The organism is Pseudomonas sp. P5_A12 (assembly GCF_056400685.1).
Genome location: NZ_JBFUKU010000033.1, coordinates 18,570 through 36,837, shown reverse-complemented (window position 1 = coordinate 36,837; position 18,268 = coordinate 18,570). Strand labels below are relative to the sequence as shown.

19 protein-coding genes and 2 pseudogenes are annotated in these 18,268 nt (G+C 58.6%); 5 read left to right on the top strand and 16 right to left on the bottom strand.

Translation table 11 applies throughout. The features are described 5' to 3' along the window. Positions 1–42: 42 nt before the first annotated feature. From tauC to AC1DSG_RS07470, 6 genes are all read right to left on the bottom strand, one after another. A complete protein-coding gene (tauC, locus tag AC1DSG_RS07495; RefSeq protein ID WP_477790306.1) occupies positions 43–876 on the bottom strand; it encodes a taurine ABC transporter permease TauC in 834 nt (277 codons plus the stop codon). Continuing rightward, a complete protein-coding gene (gene tauB / locus AC1DSG_RS07490) occupies positions 873–1,667 on the bottom strand; it encodes a taurine ABC transporter ATP-binding subunit (RefSeq protein ID WP_477790305.1) in 795 nt (264 codons plus the stop codon). The genes tauC and tauB overlap by 4 nt, the downstream gene beginning before the upstream one ends. A 16-nt stretch (positions 1,668–1,683) precedes the next feature. After that, positions 1,684–2,661 (bottom strand): taurine ABC transporter substrate-binding protein, encoded by a 978-nt coding sequence (tauA, locus tag AC1DSG_RS07485; protein WP_477790304.1) that lies wholly within the window; start codon positions 2,659–2,661, stop codon positions 1,684–1,686. 259 nt (positions 2,662–2,920) lie between these two features. After that, on the bottom strand, positions 2,921–4,504 hold the full coding sequence (gshA, locus tag AC1DSG_RS07480; protein ID WP_477790303.1) for a glutamate--cysteine ligase: 1,584 nt from the start codon (positions 4,502–4,504) through the stop codon (positions 2,921–2,923). 270 nt (positions 4,505–4,774) lie between these two features. Then, positions 4,775–5,158, bottom strand: coding sequence for a PaaI family thioesterase (locus AC1DSG_RS07475; RefSeq protein WP_008019061.1), 384 nt, complete (start codon positions 5,156–5,158; stop codon positions 4,775–4,777). Then, the gene (locus tag AC1DSG_RS07470; protein ID WP_477790302.1) at positions 5,158–7,482 is read right to left on the bottom strand and encodes a Tex family protein; all 2,325 of its coding nucleotides are present in this window, start codon (positions 7,480–7,482) and stop codon (positions 5,158–5,160) included. Before AC1DSG_RS07470 ends, AC1DSG_RS07475 begins: the two co-directional genes overlap by 1 nt. A 361-nt stretch (positions 7,483–7,843) precedes the next feature. Between AC1DSG_RS07470 and ompR the strand changes: the two genes are divergently transcribed. Together ompR and AC1DSG_RS07460 are read left to right on the top strand one after the other, a co-directional pair. Continuing rightward, positions 7,844–8,584, top strand: coding sequence for an osmolarity response regulator transcription factor OmpR (gene ompR / locus AC1DSG_RS07465; RefSeq protein ID WP_007949203.1), 741 nt, complete (start codon positions 7,844–7,846; stop codon positions 8,582–8,584). Between the two features lie 103 nt (positions 8,585–8,687). Further along, a complete protein-coding gene (locus AC1DSG_RS07460) occupies positions 8,688–10,001 on the top strand; it encodes an ATP-binding protein (RefSeq protein WP_477790323.1) in 1,314 nt (437 codons plus the stop codon). Positions 10,002–10,111: 110 nt separating this feature from the next. On the opposite strand, the gene rimK is transcribed toward AC1DSG_RS07460, so the two are convergent. Together rimK and rimB are read right to left on the bottom strand one after the other, a co-directional pair. Beyond that, entirely contained in the window at positions 10,112–11,017 is a 906-nt protein-coding gene (gene rimK, locus AC1DSG_RS07455; protein WP_007949201.1) for a 30S ribosomal protein S6--L-glutamate ligase, read from the bottom strand. Then, positions 11,014–11,493 (bottom strand): retropepsin-like aspartic endopeptidase RimB, encoded by a 480-nt coding sequence (gene rimB / locus AC1DSG_RS07450; protein WP_477790301.1) that lies wholly within the window; start codon positions 11,491–11,493, stop codon positions 11,014–11,016. Before rimB ends, rimK begins: the two co-directional genes overlap by 4 nt. A gap of 216 nt (positions 11,494–11,709) precedes the next feature. Between rimB and AC1DSG_RS07445 the strand changes: the two genes are divergently transcribed. From AC1DSG_RS07445 to AC1DSG_RS07435, 3 genes are all read left to right on the top strand, one after another. Further along, positions 11,710–12,117: an RNA-binding S4 domain-containing protein gene (locus AC1DSG_RS07445; protein ID WP_477790300.1), complete on the top strand. Its 408-nt coding sequence runs from the start codon at positions 11,710–11,712 to the stop codon at positions 12,115–12,117. A 423-nt stretch (positions 12,118–12,540) separates the two neighbouring features. Next, positions 12,541–13,443 (top strand): Hsp33 family molecular chaperone HslO, encoded by a 903-nt coding sequence (gene hslO, locus AC1DSG_RS07440; protein ID WP_477790299.1) that lies wholly within the window; start codon positions 12,541–12,543, stop codon positions 13,441–13,443. A gap of 180 nt (positions 13,444–13,623) precedes the next feature. After that, the gene (locus AC1DSG_RS07435) at positions 13,624–15,165 is read left to right on the top strand and encodes a phosphoenolpyruvate carboxykinase (protein ID WP_477790298.1); all 1,542 of its coding nucleotides are present in this window, start codon (positions 13,624–13,626) and stop codon (positions 15,163–15,165) included. Between the two features lie 131 nt (positions 15,166–15,296). Here AC1DSG_RS07435 and AC1DSG_RS07430 read toward each other — a convergent pair. The 8 genes and pseudogenes from AC1DSG_RS07430 to AC1DSG_RS07395 all read right to left on the bottom strand — a co-directional run. Then, positions 15,297–15,518 (bottom strand): annotated as a pseudogene (locus tag AC1DSG_RS07430) (DUF1493 family protein); the annotation flags it as partial. Positions 15,519–15,612: 94 nt separating this feature from the next. Further along, positions 15,613–15,717: pseudogene (locus AC1DSG_RS07425) on the bottom strand (transcriptional regulator); the annotation flags it as partial. A 156-nt stretch (positions 15,718–15,873) separates the two neighbouring features. Next, complete coding sequence (locus AC1DSG_RS07420) at positions 15,874–15,969, bottom strand: type II toxin-antitoxin system RelE/ParE family toxin (RefSeq protein WP_477790322.1); 96 nt, start codon at positions 15,967–15,969, stop codon at positions 15,874–15,876. Between the two features lie 176 nt (positions 15,970–16,145). Then, complete coding sequence (locus AC1DSG_RS07415; RefSeq protein ID WP_477790297.1) at positions 16,146–16,589, bottom strand: antitoxin PaaA2 family protein; 444 nt, start codon at positions 16,587–16,589, stop codon at positions 16,146–16,148. A 153-nt stretch (positions 16,590–16,742) separates the two neighbouring features. After that, a complete protein-coding gene (locus tag AC1DSG_RS07410; RefSeq protein ID WP_477790296.1) occupies positions 16,743–17,039 on the bottom strand; it encodes a hypothetical protein in 297 nt (98 codons plus the stop codon). 170 nt (positions 17,040–17,209) lie between these two features. Continuing rightward, the gene (locus AC1DSG_RS07405) at positions 17,210–17,458 is read right to left on the bottom strand and encodes an antitoxin PaaA2 family protein (RefSeq protein ID WP_477790295.1); all 249 of its coding nucleotides are present in this window, start codon (positions 17,456–17,458) and stop codon (positions 17,210–17,212) included. A gap of 7 nt (positions 17,459–17,465) precedes the next feature. Further along, positions 17,466–17,741: a hypothetical protein gene (locus AC1DSG_RS07400; protein WP_477790294.1), complete on the bottom strand. Its 276-nt coding sequence runs from the start codon at positions 17,739–17,741 to the stop codon at positions 17,466–17,468. A gap of 370 nt (positions 17,742–18,111) precedes the next feature. Beyond that, complete coding sequence (locus AC1DSG_RS07395) at positions 18,112–18,258, bottom strand: hypothetical protein (protein WP_477790293.1); 147 nt, start codon at positions 18,256–18,258, stop codon at positions 18,112–18,114. Positions 18,259–18,268: the final 10 nt, after the last annotated feature.

The window sequence follows — 18,268 nt, the reverse complement described above, 5'->3', positions numbered from 1 at the left end:
CTGACTCTCCGCCATCGCGGGCAAGCCCGCTCCTACAGGTTTTTAATGGGCCTGGCCGTGCCACGGCACCAGCTTGCGTTGCAGGGTGCGCAGGCCCATTTCCATGGCGAAGGCAATCAGCGCAATCACCAGAATCCCCAGCACCACCACATCGGTAACCAGGAACTGCGCGGCTGACTGCACCATGAAGCCCAGACCGCTGGTGGCGGCGATCAATTCAGCGGCGACCAGCGTCGACCAACCCACACCCAGCCCAATGCGCACACCGGTCAAAATATCCGGCAAGGCACTCGGCAGAATCACATGACGAATCAACTGCGCCCGGGTCGCGCCCAACGACTGCGCTGCACGCAATTTGGCCGGGTCGACGGTGCGCACGCCAGTGGCGGTGGCGATAGCAATTGGGGCGAAAATCGCCAGATAAATCAGCAGCACTTTCGACAGCTCACCAATGCCGCACCAAATCACGATCAGCGGCAAATAAGCCAAAGGTGGAATCGGGCGATAGAACTCGATTAGTGGATCAAGAATGCCGCGAGCGATGCGGTTGTGACCGATGGCGATGCCTACCGGCACGGCGGTGAGCACGGCAAAGCCCAGGCCTAGCCCGATTCGGCTGAGACTCGCGCCCAAGTGCTGCCACAACGTCGAATCCATGTAGCCGGTAGTCGCCAGCAGCCAGCCTTTTTGCATCACGGCGGACGGTGGCGGCAGGAACAGCGGTTCGATCATCCCCGTGGCGGTAACCGCCCACCATAGGGCAACGAGGGCGACCAGCGTCAGCACGCTGATCCAACGCGTGCTGAGACTGCGACGAACTGGAATCACCTTCGAGCCCGGTTTCAGCGCGACGGCCGGAATTTCATAACTGCTCATGCGCGCTCCTGCCGCGTGGCGGCGCTGCGTTGGGAGAAGACTTTGGCGAGCACGTGTTCGCGGGTTTCGATAAAACGTGGGTCGGATTTGATCGCCCGGGCAGACTCACCGGCGGCGTAACGCTGGCCGAAATCCAGGCTCAGACGCTCGACGATTTGCCCGGGATTCGGCGCCAGCAGAATCAGGTCGGTGGCGAGGAATACCGCTTCTTCAATGTCGTGGGTAATCAGGAACACCGGTTTGGCGGTGCGCTGCCAGACTTGTAGCAGCAGTTCTTGCATCTGTTCGCGGGTGAAGGCATCGAGGGCGCCGAAGGGCTCGTCCATGAGCAAGACACGAGGATCGGCGGCCAATGCGCGGGYCAAGCCGATACGTTGCTTCTGGCCGCCCGAGAGCTGCCAGATGCGGCGATTTTCGAAACCGGAAAGGTCGACCAACGCGAGCATTTCCCGAGCGCGGATTTCGCGTTTTTCCCGGGAAACACCGGCGAGCTCAAGGCCGAATCCGACGTTGGCCAACACATCCTGCCAAGGCAGTAACGCGTCGTCCTGAAACACCACGCCACGTTCGGCGCTCGGGCCTTTGACCGGCACGCCGTCGAGGGTGATACGCCCGGTGCTCGGCTCGACAAATCCGGCAATCAGGTTCAACAGCGAAGTCTTGCCACTGCCGGACGGGCCGAGGGCGACCAGCAACTGCTGGGGCCCAAGACTCAGGGAAATATCCGCCAGTACCGGTTCCGGACTGCCGGGGTACTGTGCGCTGATACGCTCCAGCTGTAGCAAGGCCATCGCAGTTGACTCCCGATCAGTTGGTGATGAACTTGGCGCTGACGTACGGCGCGTAGTCCGGCAGCACGGCTTCGACTTTGCCTTGTTCCTTGAGGAACGCGGCGGTGTCTGTGATGGCTTTGGTGGTCGGCGCGCCGAGGGTAATGACCTGATCAGCCGCCAGCGGGTAGACATTGCCTTGCAGCAGCAGCGGAATATCGCTGGCTTTGGCACCGGACAGTTTCACCAGTTTGTCGACGTTGGATTGATTGGCGAGCCAGACTTTCGGGTCTTTGCGGTAGTCGGCGTAGGCGTCCAGAGTCACTTTGGCGAACGCGGTGACGATTTCCGGGTGCTTCTCGGCGAAATCTTTGCGCACGATCCAGGCATCGAAGGTCGGGGCGCCGAACTTGGCCAGTTCACCCGAGGTGATCAGCACTTTGCCGTTTTCCTTGGCCACACCGAGGGCTGGGTCCCACACGTAGGTGGCGTCGATGTCACCGCGTTTCCATGCGGCGATGATTGCCGGTGGGGCGAGGTTGAGGACGGTAACTTTCGATGGATCAATGTTCCAGTGCTTCAGCGCCGCCAGCAGGCTGTAGTGGCCGGTGGAAACGAAGGGCACAGCGATTTTTTTGCCGATCAGGTCTTGCGGGGTTTTGATCCCGGAACCGTCACGCGCGACCAGGGCTTCGGCAGCACCGATCTGGGTGGCGATGAGGAATGTTTCGACCGGGACTTTGCGAGTAATCGCAGCGGTCAGAGGGCTGGAACCGAGGTAGCCGATCTGCACGTCACCCGACGCGATGGCCGCAATGATGTCGGCGCCGTTGTCGAACTTGCGCCAGTCGATTTTGGCGTTGGTGGCTTTTTCGTATGCGCCGTCGGCCTGGGCGACTTTCGCCGGGTCTACGGTGGTTTGGTAGGCGACAGTGACGTCAGCCGCCTGGGCAAAGAAACTTGCTGCCGCCAAAGAGGCGGCCGCCAGGAGGCGAAGAGGGAAATGCAGTTTCATTGGGAAGCTCCTTGTCAGGCGACCGAGAGTCGGCGTCAAAGGAGACTAAATGATCTAAGAATTCTAAAATAAATAACTTTTTAGAATTAGCTTATGTGTGGAAGATTTTAAAAGCGACCGCTTCGCGGTCATCTTCGGAACGCCGCCCGGAGCCGGCTCGCTCCCACAGGATCTAGGGTGTTCACACATTGTGTGTCACACCGCAGATCCAATGTGGGAGCGAGCCTGCTCGCGATAAGGTCCGCAGGACCTTCAGTGGCTAGTTGCTGATCGCCAGAATGCTCGCCTGATACGACCCGACAAACACATCGAAATCGCCGACTTCGTTCTGCTCCAGCTCCACTTGCGCCGCCAGCGACGAGCGCGCCAGTTCTTCAAACTTCGCCTGAACTTCGCCACTCAAAGGTTCGCTACGGAAAAACGCCGCATGTGCCCGGCTCTGACGCAGGGAGAACTGAGCAAAGCTTTCCTTGTGTTCCGCCATGGCCGCCAGTACCTGGGCCGAAGGCGTCAGCGAGGGATCCTTGACCTTGGCCAACTGTGCATCCAGCGCCTTGCTGTGCGCATCGCCGCCATGGCTCTGATCGAGCATCGCCGCCAGTGGCGCAATCTGCTCCAGCAACTCGCTGGCCCACTGTTTGAGGTCCACCGATTCACTGCCGCGTTTCAATTGCAGGCCCGGACGGCGACCTTCCTTGACCACACTGAGGAAGTTCGAGGTGGCGTTGCCGCAGGAGCTGTTGGTCAACAACGGGCTGTCGTTTAGCGCGCAGTACAGCAGGAAAGCGTCGAGGAATCGCGATTCCGGCAGGTCGATGCCCATCGGCAGGAACGGGTTGATGTCCAGGCAGCGCACTTCAACGTATTGAATGCCACGGGCCACCAGCGCCTGAATCGGTCGTTCGCCGGTGTAGGTCACGCGTTTCGGGCGGATGTTGGAGTAGTACTCGTTTTCGATCTGCAGGATGTTGGTGTTGAGCTGAACCCACTCACCGTCCTGATGCGTGCCGATTTCGACATACGGCGCATATGGTGTGGCAACCGCTTGGCGCAGGCTGTCGGTGTAACTCGACAGGTCGTTGTAGCACGGCGTCAAACCGGCCTGGGCGTTGCTCTGGTAACCCAGATCGCTCATGCGCAGGCTGGTGGCGTACGGCAAGTACAAGGTGTCCGGGTCCAGTTGTTCCAGCTGGTGCGAACGACCGCGCAGGAAGCCGGCGTCCAGCGCAGGCGAGGCGCCGAACAGGTACATCAGCAGCCAGCTGTAGCGACGGAAGTTACGGATAAGCGCGATGTAGGCCGACGACTGATAGTCGCGGTCACTTCCGACAAAGCCTTCGGCCTCTTTGAGCAGCGGCCAGAGCTTTTCCGGCAGGGAAAAATTGTAGTGAATCCCGGCGATGCACTGCATGGTCTTGCCGTACCGCAGGGCCAGGCCCTTGCGATAGACGTACTTGAGCTGACCGATGTTGGACGTGCCGTAATAGGCAATCGGGATGTCTGCCTCGGCCGGCAACGGGCACGGCATCGAGGGGCTCCACAGATACTCGTTGCCGAGCTTGCTGTAGGCAAAGCGATGAATCTTGTCCAGGCTCGCCAAGGTATCTGCCGGGTCGGGCAGGGCGGGCGTGATGAATTCCAGCAGCGACTCGGAATAGTCGGTGGTGATTTGTTCGTTGGTCAGCGCGGAACCCAATTCTTCCGGGTGCGGCGTTTGCGCCAGGCGACCTTCACCTGTCACGCGCAGGCATTCACGTTCGATGCCGTGAAGGCACTGTTCGAGCAGAGAGAGGTTAGCGCGCTCGCCAAGCAGGGCCAGGCGGCGGTTGAGAAGTTCGCTCAAGTTGGATTCCTTCACGCGTCAGTCGCCCCAATATGGGGGTGGGCAAGACGGTCTACAAGGGTGAAGTTAAAACTGGCGTTTTCGCCTGGTTTTTGAGCCTGACAGGCCTTATGCCGGTTATTCAGCTGTGTAATCCCTGTGGGAGCGAGCTTGCTCGCGATGAGGGAGTGTCAGTCAACACTCATGTCGTCTGACACACCGCCATCGCGAGCAAGCTCGGCTCCCACAGGAATCCTTGCGCCGAAATTAACTCAAATGGGGGACATCTAGCTACAGGACAGCGAACGTGCCTTGTGCTTTTGCGACCAGTTTGTCGCCTTGCATCACATCAGCTTCAACCACCAACGTGCGGCGGCCCGGGTGGATCACCCGCGCCGTGCACATCACTTCTCCGTCTGAAACGGCACGGATGTAGTTGATCTTGCATTCGATGGTCGCGCTCTGCTGGTCAAAGCCATGGGTGCTGGAACAGGCCAGCCCCATGGCAATGTCCACCAGACTGAACAAAGCCCCGCCATGCAGCTTGCCGCCGCGATTGCGCAGCTCTGGCTCAAGCGCCAGGGCGACTTGCGCCACCCCGGTTTCCAGGCTGTGCAAGCGACACCCCAACAGCTTGAAAAACGCGCTTTCGGTCAGCCCGGCAGGGATCTCCATCAGCGTTTCTTCAACTGCTTGGCGTTGGCGAACAGCGACGCCATCGCGTTGTTGCTCGGGGCTGGCGCGGTGGTTTCCTTGCGCGGTGCGGTGTTCTGGGATTGGCGTGGCGCCGACCCCGGACGTGCACCGCGAGCACCGTCGATTTTCTCGCCCGGGGTGTCGCTCATGCGCATCGACAGACCCACGCGTTTGCGCGGGATGTCGACTTCCATGACCTTCACTTTCACCACATCACCGGCCTTCACCGCTTCGCGCGGATCCTTGATGAACTTCTCCGAAAGCGCAGAGATGTGCACCAATCCGTCCTGATGCACGCCGATATCGACGAACGCGCCGAAGTTGGTCACGTTGGTGACGACGCCTTCGAGGATCATACCCAGTTCGAGATCCTTGAGGTCTTCGACGCCTTCCTGGAACTCGGCGGTCTTGAACTCGGGACGTGGATCGCGCCCAGGTTTTTCCAGCTCTTGCAGGATGTCGGTGACCGTTGGCAGGCCGAAGGTTTCGTCGGTGTACTTCTTCGGATCGAGACGCTTGAGAAAGCTGGCGTCGCCGATCAGCGAGCGAATGTCGCGGTCGGTTTCAGCGGCGATGCGCTGCACCAGTGGATAGGCTTCCGGGTGAACCGCCGAAGAATCCAGCGGGTTGTCGCCGTTCATCACGCGCAAGAAACCTGCGGCTTGTTCGAAGGTTTTTTCGCCCAGGCGCGCGACTTTCTTCAACGCGGCGCGGGTTTTGAATGCGCCGTGCTCATCGCGATGGCTGACGATGTTCTGTGCCAGGGTGGCGTTGAGGCCGGAGATGCGCGCCAGCAGCGCCACGGAGGCGGTGTTGACGTCCACGCCCACGGCGTTCACGCAGTCCTCGACTACTGCGTCCAGGCCACGCGCCAGTTTCAGCTGCGACACGTCGTGCTGGTACTGGCCGACACCGATGGATTTCGGATCGATCTTCACCAGCTCAGCCAGTGGATCCTGCAAGCGACGGGCAATCGACACGGCGCCACGGATCGACACGTCCAGATCCGGGAATTCTTTCGAAGCCAGTTCCGATGCCGAATAAACCGATGCACCAGCCTCGGAGACCATGACTTTGGTCATCTTCATCGCGGGGTATTTCTTGATCAGCTCAGCGGCCAACTTGTCGGTTTCGCGGCTGGCGGTGCCGTTGCCGATGGCGATCAGGTCAACCGAATGCTTGGCGCACAGGGCCGCAAGAATCGCGAGGGTCTGATCCCATTTGTTGTGCGGCACGTGCGGGTAAACCGTGGCGTGATCGAGCAATTTGCCGGTGGCGTCGACCACGGCAACTTTGCAGCCGGTGCGCAGGCCCGGGTCCAGACCCAGGGTGGCGCGCGGGCCGGCCGGTGCGGACAGCAGCAAGTCGTGCAGGTTGTGCGCGAACACGTTGATCGCTTCGGTTTCCGCGCCATCGCGCAGCTCGCCCAGCAGGTCGGTTTCGAGGTGGGTGTAGAGCTTGACCTTCCAGGTCCAGCGCACCACTTCGCCCAGCCATTTGTCGGCGGCGCGGTTCTGGTTCTGGATGCCGAATTGCTGGCCGATCATGCCTTCGCACGGGTGCATGGTGCCCGGCAGTTCGTCGCCAACTTTCAGCGCCGAACTCAGAATGCCTTCGTTGCGGCCACGAAAAATAGCGAGCGCGCGGTGCGACGGCATGCTTTTCAGCGGTTCGTCGTGTTCGAAATAGTCGCGGAACTTGGCGCCTTCCTCTTCTTTGCCGGCGATGACGCGGGCACTGAGAGTGGCTTCTTGCTTCAAGTAGCTGCGCAGTTTGTCCAGCAGTCCGGCGTTTTCGGCGAAGCGCTCCATGAGGATGTACTTGGCGCCTTCGAGGGCTGCCTTCACATCGGCCACGCCTTTTTCGGCGTTGATAAAGCGCGCGGCTTCGGTGTCTGGCGTCAGGGTCGGGTCGTTGAACAGGCCGTCAGCCAACTCGCCGAGGCCGGCTTCCAGGGCGATCTGGCCCTTGGTGCGGCGCTTTTGTTTGTACGGCAGGTACAAGTCTTCGAGGCGGGTCTTGGTGTCGGCGAGTTTGATGTCGCGCTCGAGCTGTGGGGTCAGCTTGCCCTGTTCTTCGATGCTGGCGAGGATGCTGATGCGCCGTTCGTCGAGTTCTCGCAGGTAGCGCAGACGCTCTTCCAGATGACGCAATTGGATGTCATCGAGGCTGCCGGTCACTTCTTTCCGGTAACGGGCGATGAAGGGAACGGTAGAGCCTTCATCGAGTAGCGCGACGGCCGCTTCGACCTGTTGTGGGCGTACACCGAGTTCCTCGGCGATGCGGCTGTTGATGCTGTCCATAAAACCACCTGACAAATTGTGAAAGCAGGCTCGCAGGCGCAGAATTGAAGGCTCTGCGAGTCTGGTTGAGCGGCCTGGCCTGCGCCGCTGCCTGGATCAAAGGGCATCCCATTGACCCGTGAAATCGAACAATTACTGCGCGGCCCCGGAAAATAAAAGGCGCCGGTTTGTAGTACCTGTCTGATGTTGCCTGACACAAAACGCCGCGCATTATAACCAGCGTTCGGCCGTTCGGGGACATCGCAGGCCGCAGTGGTAGTGGCCGGTTTACTGGCGGTGGAGGAAAAATCTGCTAACAATGCACTCGGTGCGTATAACGGCAGCTACGCCATAATGCGCGCCGAGATCAAAGGAGCATCTAATGAGCAGCACTGCAAACACTGCTGAAGGCGAAAAAATTCTTATTGTTGACGACGATCCGGGGCTCAGCAGCCTGCTGGAACGCTTTTTCGTCAGCAAGGGCTACCGCGCCCGCGCCGTTCCGAACACCGAGCAAATGGATCGCCTGCTGGCGCGCGAAGTGTTCAACCTGGTCGTCCTCGACCTGATGCTGCCCGGCGAAGACGGCTTGACCGCCTGCCGCCGCCTGCGCACGGCGAACAACCAGATCCCTATCATCATGCTGACCGCCAAGGGCGACGAGCTGAGCCGTATCAAGGGCCTGGAACTGGGCGCCGACGATTACCTGGCCAAGCCGTTCAACCCGGACGAGCTGATGGCCCGCGTCAAAGCGGTCCTGCGTCGTCAGTCGACGCCGGTGCCGGGTGCGCCGGGCAGCGAAGACGAAAGCGTGACCTTCGGTGATTACGTACTGTCGCTGGCGACCCGCGAACTCAAGCGCGGGGACGAAGTGCACATGCTCACCACCGGTGAGTTTGCGGTCCTCAAGGCATTGGTGATGAACGCGCGTCAGCCACTGACCCGTGACAAACTGATGAACCTGGCCCGTGGCCGCGAGTGGGATGCGCTGGAGCGTTCCATCGATGTGCAGATATCCCGTCTGCGCCGGATGATCGAACCCGATCCGTCCAAACCTCGTTACATCCAGACAGTCTGGGGCGTGGGCTACGTGTTCGTTCCGGATGGCGCCGCCACCAAGTGATCGGCGATTTGTAGGAGCGGGTCTTGCGGGCGATCTTGCCCGCAGACTCGCGATCCGCAATATGCGAGCATCGCTCGCTCCTGCAAGTGTGTAGCGGCTATCCATGAAAACCCCCGTTTGGTTTCCCCAGAGCTTCTTCTCCCGCACCCTTTGGCTGGTGTTGATCGTCGTCCTGTTTTCCAAGGCGCTGACCCTGGTTTATCTGTTGATGAACGAAGACGTGCTGGTGGACCGTCAATACAGTCACGGCGTCGCCCTGACGCTGCGCGCCTATTGGGCCGCCGATGAAGAAAACCGCACGAAGATCGCCGATGCCGCCACCTTGATCCGGGTCGTCGGGGCCGGTGTACCGGAAGGTGAGCACCATTGGCCGTACAGCGAGATCTACCAGCGGCAGATGCAGGCCGAACTGGGGGCGGACACCGAAGTCCGGTTACGCATGCACTCACCGCCAGCGCTGTGGGTCCGGGCGCCAAGCCTGGGCGATGGCTGGTTGAAAGTGCCGCTTTACCCGCATCCGTTGCGTGGTCAGAAAATCTGGAACGTGCTCGGCTGGTTCCTCGCCATTGGCTTGCTGTCCACCGCATCGGCATGGATCTTCGTCAGCCAACTCAATCAACCGTTGAAGCGTCTGGTGTATGCCGCAAGGCAACTCGGCCAGGGGCGCAGTGTGCGATTGCCCATCAGCGATACGCCGAGTGAAATGACCGAGGTGTATCGCGCCTTTAATCAGATGGCCGAAGATGTCGAGCAGGCCGGGCGAGAGCGTGAATTGATGCTGGCCGGTGTGTCCCACGACTTGCGGACCCCCTTGACCCGATTGCGCCTGTCCCTGGAGTTGATGGGAGATCGTACCGATCTCACCGACGACATGGTGCGCGACATCGAAGACATGGACGCGATCCTCGACCAGTTCCTGGCGTTCATCCGCGATGGCCGTGACGAATCGGTGGAAGAGGTGGACCTCAGCGACCTGGTTCGCGAAGTCGCTGCGCCGTACAACCAGAACGAAGAAAAGGTCCATCTGCGTCTGGAGCCGATCCAGCCGTTTCCGCTGCGGCGGGTGTCGATGAAGCGCCTTTTGAACAACCTGATCGGCAATGCCTTGCACCACGCGGGTAGCGGCGTTGAGGTGGCGGCCTATGTCTCTGGTGATACCAGCGCGCCGTATGTGGTGCTGAGTGTCATGGACCGTGGGGCGGGGATTGATCCTGCTGAACTTGAAGCAATCTTTAACCCGTTCACTAGGGGTGATCGTGCCCGGGGCGGGAAGGGGACTGGTTTGGGGCTGGCGATCGTGAAGCGGATTGCTTCTATGCATGGCGGGAATGTTGAGTTGCGCAATCGTTCCGGTGGCGGGCTGGAAGCGCGGGTGCGGTTGCCGTTGGGGTTGATGTTGCCTCGGGATGCGGTATARCAGCAGCTTCAAGCTTCAAGCTTCAAGCTTCAAGCGAAAAGCAAATCCTGAGTGGGACTGCCGTGTGCTTTTCACTTGCAGCTTGAAGCTTTCCGCTTAAAGCTGCTTTTTTACCCCTTACCCTTGGTCCGAGTCATATTCGGCCCACCATTCTTCTCAAGATGCTCAATGATGATCCCCGCCACATTCTTCCCGGTGGTGGTTTCAATCCCTTCCAGACCCGGTGACGAGTTCACTTCCATCACCAGCGGTCCGTGATTGGAGCGCAGGATGTCCACCCCCGCTACCGCAAGGCCCATCACCTTCGCCGCACGCAATGCGGTCATACGCTCTTCCGGTGTGATCTTGATCAGGCTGGCGCTACCGCCCCGATGCAGGTTGGAGCGGAACTCTCCTGGCTTGGCCTGGCGCTTCATCGCTGCGATCACCTTGTCGCCGACTACGAAGCAGCGAATGTCGGCACCGCCGGCTTCCTTGATGTACTCCTGAACCATGATGTTCTGCTTCAGGCCCATGAACGCTTCGATCACCGACTCTGCTGCCGTCGCCGTTTCACACAGCACCACGCCAATGCCTTGGGTGCCTTCCAGCACCTTGATCACCAGCGGAGCGCCGTTGACCATGTCGATCAGGTCGGGAATGTCGTCCGGTGAGTGGGCAAACCCGGTCACCGGCAAACCGATCCCGCGACGTGACAGCAGTTGCAACGAACGCAGTTTGTCCCGCGAGCGGGCAATGGCTACCGATTCATTGAGCGGAAACACGCCCATCATTTCAAACTGACGCAACACCGCGCAGCCATAAAACGTGACCGACGCACCGATCCGGGGGATCACCGCATCGAAACCTTCCAGCGGCTTGCCGCGGTAGTGGATCTGCGGCTTGTGGCTGGCAATGTTCATATAGGCGCGCAGGGTGTCGATCACCACCATTTCATGGCCACGCTCGGTACCGGCTTCAACCAGACGACGAGTGGAATACAGACGCGGGTTCCGCGACAGCACAGCGATCTTCATGCAACACCTGTGGAGGAGGTAGATACCGGGAACACCGGCTTGTCTTGTACGTACTTAATGCCCGGGTTGACCACCAATTGGCCATGAATCAGGGCTTTTGAACCGAGTAACAGGCGATAACGCATGGACTTGCGACAGGCGAGGGTGAACTCGACTCGCCAGACCCGATCACCGAGGGCCAGGGTGGTGCTGACCACGTATCGCTTCTGCGCCTGACCGTTGGAGCTTTTAATGGTTTTCATCGTCACCAGCGGCGCTTCGCAGCGTCGATGACGCAATTGCACCACCGTGCCCAAGTGCGCGGTGAAGCGTACCCACTGCTCACCATCGCGCTCGAACGGCTCGATGTCGGTGGCATGCAGGCTGGAGGTGCTGGCACCGGTGTCGATTTTTGCCCGCAGGCCCGCGACTCCCAAATCCGGGAGCGCCACCCACTCGCGCAGACCGACAACGGTCAAATGGTCAAATGTCTTCAAAATTGCTCAACCGGTAGAAACCGCTCGGCTCGTAAGGGGCCGAATTCGCGGTATTCACGCAGAATAATGGTTAAAAGGCGACAGATATCTACGGTCCGGATTTCCAGCCCCTCGGGGAGGTTCTGGAATGCGTGCATTGTAGTCCGAGCCGGTGCAATTCTTGGTACGACTGAAACGGTAGTACAGTTCATCAATATTTCAGAGTGAGGAAATCCCATGGCACAAAAAAACGAAGAGGACGACAAAGTCCGTCTCGATAAATGGTTATGGGCCGCGCGTTTTTACAAAACCCGTGCCTTGGCCAAGGCCGCGATTGAAAGCGGCAAGGTGCATTGCCGGGGCGAACGTTGTAAGCCAGGCAAGGAGCCAAGAGTAGGTGACGAGTTCGTGATTCGCGCCGGTTTCGAAGAGCGTACGGTGGTGGTTCAAGCGTTATCGATTGTTCGCCGTGGCGCGCCGGAGGCTCAGATGCTGTATGCCGAAACCGAGGCCAGCATCGCCAAACGCGAAAACGCCGCAGCCCAGCGCAAGGCGGGTGCGCTGGGGATGACCACCGATGGCAAACCGAGCAAGAAACAGCGACGGGATTTGTTCAAGTTCCGTGGCAGCAGCAATGACGAGTAAGGCAGATAATTCTCGGGCGATTTTCAGTCCGTCATCGCGGGCAAGCCCGCTCCCACAGGGTTATGCAGTTTTTTTTTGTGGGAGCGTGGCTTGCCTGCGATCGAGTGCGCAGCACTCGCCAGATGCCACCGGATCTTCGGGAAGACTTGCAATTGCCCTAATGAGCAACCATATCGGGTGATTCGCCAACGAGCAGATACACAGCCACTCGTCGAAAATCACCACAGCCACTGCGCCATGGGCCATAACCAGAAGGCCCCGGCGTCAGTGGTCAAAGATTGCGAACCTTGCACCTTGCTTGGAACAAGCCCGGATTGTTCATAAAATGCCGGCCTTGGCCGAGCGTTGCGCATCCAAGGGTGCTTGCAGGCACGCGATCTTGACCGTTGAACCCCATTGTCACCACTTCAGATACCCAGACCTATGACCGACCTACCGGATAACGACTTCACCCAACGCTTCATCTTCGATGACAGCGACACCCGTGGCGAGCTGGTCTCGTTGGAGCTCAGCTATGCCGAAGTCCTGGCCAAGCACGCCTATCCGGAACCGGTCCAACAACTGCTTGGCGAACTGATGGCGGCCGCTTCGCTGCTGGTCGGCGCGCTGAAGTTCGATGGCTTGCTGATCCTTCAGGCCCGTTCCGACGGCCCGATCCCGTTGCTGATGATCGAGTGCTCGAGCGAGCGCGATATCCGTGGCCTGGCCCGTTACGAGGCCGACCAGATCGCCCCCGATGCAACGCTCGCCGACCTGATGCCGAACGGCGTATTGGCGCTGACGGTCGACCCGACCCATGGTCAGCGTTACCAGGGCATCGTCGACCTCGACGGCGAAACCCTGTCTGAGTGCTTCACTAATTACTTCGTCATGTCCCAACAGGTCGGCACCCGCTTCTGGCTGTACGCCGATGGCCGTCGCGCCCGTGGCCTGCTGCTGCAGCAACTGCCCGCCGACCGCTTGAAAGACGAAGAAGAACGCGCCGCCAGCTGGCAGCACATCACCGCGCTGGGCAGCACCCTGACCGCTGACGAACTGCTGAGCCTGGACAACGAAACCGTGCTCCATCGCCTCTATCACGAAGAGCAGGTGCGTTTGTTCGACGTGCAGAAACTGCGCTTCCGTTGCAGCTGCTCGCGCGAACGTTCGGCCAATGCTTTGGTCAGCCTGGGTGTGGAAGATGCACAAAATCTGGTGGTCGAACACGGTGGCAACATCGAGATCGATTGCCAGTTCTGCAACCAGCGTTACCTGTTCGATGCCGCCGATATCGCCCAATTATTCGCTGGCGCAGGCGTCGATACGCCGTCACATACCCGTCACTAAAACGGTTCAGCGCAGGTGAATTCACTGGTTAGTGCCGGAATTACGCCGTAACGACGGGAGGGCCCTACTTTTTTTGGGCGTTTCTGGCATAATCCGGCCCACTTTTTCTCGCGGTAGTAGTGCACGACTTTCTACTACAAAACGTTTGGAGCACTCGGCCACTGGCCGATGGGGAACCTCATGACGCAAGCCAATAACGCCGTGTACACCGACCTGAGTGTTGATGCTCTGGTTAAAGAAGCCCTGAATCGCGGTGAAGGCGAGCTTGCCGATACCGGCGCGCTGGTTGTTCGTACCGGTCACCGTACCGGCCGTTCGCCAGTCGACCGTTTCATCGTTGAAGAGCCAACCACTCAGGCTGCCATTGCCTGGGGCCCGATCAACCGCAAGTTCCCGGCCGACAAGTTCGATGCCCTGTGGGACCGCGTTGAGGCGTTCAACAATGCGCAAGAGCATTTCGTTTCCCACGTTCATGTAGGTGCGTCCGCCGACCACTACCTGGCCGTAAAAATGACCACGCAGACTGCCTGGCAGAACCTGTTCGGTCGTTGCCTGTTCATCAACCCGGCCCAGTACAACCCGGCTGGCCGTGATGAGTGGCAGGTGCTCAACGTTGCCAACTTCGAATGCGTTCCAGAGCGTGACGGCACCAACTCCGACGGTTGCGTGATCATCAACTTCGCACAGAAGAAAGTGCTGATCGCTGGCATGCGCTACGCCGGTGAAATGAAGAAAGCCATGTTCTCGGTGCAGAACTTCCTGCTGCCGGCCGCCGACGTGCTGCCAATGCACTGCGCTGCCAACATCGGTGAAGCGGGCGACGTGACCCTGTTCTTCGGCCTGTCCGGCACTGGTAAAACCACCCTGTCCGCCGACGAAAGCCGTTACCTGATCGGTGACGACGAACACGGTTGGGGCGAGGGCGTGGTGTTCAACATCGAAGGCGGTTGCTATGCCAAGTGCATCGACCTGTCCGAGAAGAACGAGCCAGTCATCTGGAAAGCCATCAAGCACGGCGCAGTCCTGGAAAACGTCGTTATCGATGACGCCAAGCACGCCGACTACGACGACGTTAGCCTGACCCAGAACAGCCGCGCGGCCTATCCGCTGGAGCACGTTGCCAAGCGTTCCGAGAAGAACCTCGGTGGCGAGCCAAACGCTGTGATCTTCCTGACCTGCGACCTGACCGGCGTGCTGCCGCCAGTGTCGATCCTCAGCGAAGAACAAGCGGCCTACCACTTCCTGTCCGGCTACACCGCACTGGTGGGCTCGACCGAAATGGGTTCCGGCAGCGGCATCAAGTCGACCTTCTCCACCTGCTTCGGCGCTCCGTTCTTCCCGCGTCCGGCTGGCGAATACGCAGAACTGCTGATCAAGCGCATCCGCGGCTTCGGCTCCAAGGTCTACCTGGTTAACACCGGCTGGACCGGTGGTGGCTACGGCGTTGGCAAACGCTTCAACATCCCGACTACCCGTGCGGTGATCGCAGCGATCCAGAGCGGTGCTTTGATCGGTGCTGAAACCGAACACCTCGACACCATCAACCTCGACGTACCATTGGCTGTGCCGGGCGTTGAGACTGGCCTGTTGAACCCACGTAACACCTGGGCTGACAAGGCTGCTTATGACGAGTCTGCCAAGGCGCTGGCCGGGTTGTTCGTTGAGAACTTCAAGAAGTTCGAAGTGAGCGACGCGATCAAGGCTGCTGGGCCGCAGTTGTAAGCGTTGGTTTGATGTAATGAAAAAGCCGCCCTTTGAGGGCGGCTTTTTTGTGGGCGTTGATTTACACACGCCACGTGCACAACTGCCAATATTCCAGCTGAAAACCCGCTAAACGACCAGAATAATGGCAGTTATGGGGTTGGCTTAATGCCTTCCAGTTTCTGTGTATCCCATCGTTGCGTCATGATCGCTTGGTAGAGCATGTCGATGGTCAGCGGGACTTTGTCGCCGCGACCCTTGGCGCGGCGCTTGAGGGATACGTCAAAGCCATCAGGATGAAAGTAGCGATAGGCGTCGTAGTCCACGAAGTCGATCCCGAACTGCTCTTCCAGTGCTTCCATCAGTTGCTGCGCGATCTTATTGGGGGGCTGACTTTGGGGGACGGGTGCATCTGCTGTTCCCGTCGACAAAGACATTGGAACGATCCCGATTTTCCTTGGCGTGCTCTTGTAGCGCATCAATATGGAGTTCGCGGGAAGGCTGACGCTTACCTCTTAAGATTTCGTCCATCTGCTGCACGCTTTCAAGTAGATCATCAAAAAATGTGCTCATTGTTTTCCAGTGTTCGATGACGGCTTTTTTGATTTTGATCGTTTCCACGCTCCTCGTGGGAATGCAGCCCGGGACGCTCTGCGTCCCAAGAGCCGAACGCGGAGCGTCCGTAGAGACATTCCCACGCAGAGCGTGGGAACGATCTTCATCACCTCGTCACGGCCATTGTTGTCTCGTATGCAGTATCCGCACTATTTCTATTGTTTCAGCCAAGATGACATAGACCATAACGTAATTTGGTGTGGCGACTATTTCATGAGTGCCAGGAATTCAGCCCTTTCTATAAAGCTTTGGTTGCTGGCCTGCATACTCTGTCTTGAATTCAAATACTTCGTCCAAAGCAACGGCCGCGTCAGGGTTGTCCTGGCAAATGTAATTCATGATGTTGTCCCGGTCAGTCAGCGCCGAGGGGCCCCAAACTACCCGCATCAGCGCGCTCGTTGACGTATGGCATCACGTTTGGCAGCAAAGACTCGGCGCGCCTCTTCGTCGCTCACTCTTGGCCGGGGATCATCAATGCCAGCCTGAACCTGCTTCCTGAACCACTCCTCGTAAGCAGATGCTTCATGGGCGTGCTTCATTGCCTCAGAGCGGTCAGGGCGAGAATAGGTTTTTACTTGAAGAGGGTCATAGCTCGATGTATCGACATCGAAATGATTAATGCCTATTCCTTGCAAGTAGATCACTAGGGTTTCGAGTCGTTTAAACAGGCGAGTTTGCTGGCTGCGTTGCGCTGCCAGGGTATTTGTTTTTGATCCATGTTGAACTTGAATCGCCCACCCACCTTGCTTGGCTAAAATATGCGTGGTGTTAACGGCGCCGCTTTCAACCAATTTGACGAGCGCGCTGTGATCAATCGTTTCGGTTGTCATAAGTAGGAGCCCATGGAATATCAGTGGCTCACATGCTACGCAATCAATAATAGTTTGCAATATTTTGCCTCCATTAAGGATGTAGGAATCAGTATCCTTTTTCGTGGGCAGCCAGCTCACAGGGAAGCTGGCATGCCCTGTGATTACGGTGTCTTAGGCAGGTGCTTTCCAACCCTTCATGCGTTGTTGGGCGACTTGCATCAGGTCGAAACCGTCCTGGGTCAGCAGGTAAAGCGCGTGGGTGATGTGGGGAATGTCTTCGACGTCGCCGTGTTTGAAACAAACGCAGTGCAGGGTTTTGAGGAGGTCGCTGGAGGCTCGGATGCGCTGGATGGCGGCTTCGAAGATGTCCTGGGGGTTAGCCTCTGTGTCGATGATCAGGGGCGAGGAATCGGTGAGGTTGGTTTGCAGGGGGCGGTAGCGATCAAAAAGAGGATTTAACGTTGTCACAGATGAACACCTATATTTAATTGGTAATGTGAGCTCTCTTTGTCGGGTGACCAAGCCCGAGCCGCTGATGCCAGCGACGGTCACGACTATAGGTGTGAGCCGTCGGGCAGCGATAGACGACAAGGGATCTGAAGCTGTAGGACCGGGATGAAGCTTTTATAGGGCGTTGCCTACAGACTTATCTCTTTCGGAATTTTGTCTCGTTTGATTGCCTTCAGGCGTTTGACATCTTCATTTGGAATGCTGGGGTGTGGCTCCTCCAGGCTGGCTTGTACTTGTGCTTTGAACCATGCGTCGTAGGCTGCCTTGTCGAGCGGTAGTTGAGTGTCGAGTGTTTTGAATTTCATCAGATGCACCGCGTTATCGTTCATCGTCGGAACGCCGCCCGGACCAAGCCCGGCTCCCACAGGGATTTTCATCCGGGCATTAACCAGCGGAAGTTTTCGGCAGTCGTTGTCGGGCGATGTCCAGCAGTTCGTTGCCGTCCTGGGTCAGCAGGTACAACGCGTTGACGATGTTTGGGATGTCGTCTGTATCAGCCTGTTTGAAGCACAGGCAATAAAGGGTTTCGAGCAGGCCGCTGGCGGCGCGGATGCGTTGTCGCGCGGCGTCGAGTATTTCGTAAGGATCTGCGTCAGTGTCGATGACCAGCACGGGTGTTTCGCTGTAACTGGTTTTGAGTGGGCGATAGCGGTCTGGCATGGGGTCCGTCCTGTTTTCAGCGGCGCGGCTAACTATAGGGGCGCGCATTCATGCCTCGCAATACCGCGCAAATGGACGGGTTTTGTAGGGGGATTTACTGTCAGTGTCGCCTTTTGCCTACGTGCGGGCCGAGGTTTTTTTCAGCAATACCCTTTTGGGGCGAATTTCCTACGGGGTTGTCAGGCGCAGCGCTTCCAGCCTCGGTAGGGTGCGCGTCAGAATCTGTAGGACGTTTCGAAAACGACTGTGCAACGCTTAAGGGGAATCAGCCCGGCTCATGCTGCATGGGCGAGCAAGGGCCGGGTGTTTCAGGAGCAGAAGTTGATCGAGCAACTACGGGTGGTCGTGTGAGCCACTTGACCAGCAGTGGTCAGGACGTTCGCCAGGCCTGTTGGGCGGAGCATTCCAGGGTGTCGCACGTAGCGAGTATCGGTGGCTCTGCGGGAGGCCCGTCGCAGGCACTCAGCAGCAGGGAAATCAGGATCAGCGCAATTGCAGCAATCGGTTTGTGAAACATGGTCGTTCCT